The sequence below is a fragment of the Pseudomonas avellanae BPIC 631 genome (assembly GCF_000444135.1).
GTDB lineage: Bacteria > Pseudomonadota > Gammaproteobacteria > Pseudomonadales > Pseudomonadaceae > Aquipseudomonas > Aquipseudomonas avellanae.
In genome coordinates this window covers 1-603 of the sequence record NZ_ATDK01000606.1, presented here as the reverse complement: position 1 = coordinate 603, position 603 = coordinate 1, and the positions used below count along the sequence as shown (strand labels likewise).

At 51.4% G+C, this 603-nt stretch carries 1 pseudogene; it reads right to left on the bottom strand.

Features of this window, described 5'->3' with window-relative positions:
* Nucleotides 1–327 precede the first annotated feature (327 nt).
* Nucleotides 328–603 (bottom strand): annotated as a pseudogene (locus tag DW49_RS1000000133240) (hypothetical protein); the annotation flags it as partial.

The following is a 603-nucleotide window of genomic DNA, read 5'->3' as shown; positions in this document are numbered from 1 at the left end:
TGCAAGCTAAGCTATTGATAAAATTTGAATTTTACGTTAGTTAGTAGCTGGTTTTTTCGAAAACAGTACACTAGCGTACGATTTTTTCCGTTTTCTCTATTCGCCCCTTATGGGTGACCACAAGGGCCCGTGGGTTCCGAAGACAGACTCAAAACTGACGAATGCTTCGATCGGGAAGCACTATGCTGACGTGGACTCAAATGAGACAGAAACGGCGTGCGCTCACTCGCAATTAATCCCGGTTCATGACAGTCGATTGCAGGTCGAACCAGATGAACGCAGGTTCATTCGCAAATAATCCCGGTTTGCTGGCTCGGATAGACGCAATCAATCCCGGTCGAAAAACGCAATGATTGCAGGTCGAGGCCATTTCGATTGCAGGTCGTTACAGGTAGCGGCCTGCTGCGCGCACTGAGGGCCTGGCCGCAAATTGAACTCGTCGATGATCGTGCCGGGAATCTGTTCAAAGCCATTGTAGTACGCCCCGGTGTGTTGTAGATAGATACGCTGGAGCCCTCGGAGATTTTGTCGCTTAAGATCCAGCCCGAGCACCAGCGCGTCTGAGTCGATGGGCTTACGGCCCAACGAGGCCCTCACGTGCGT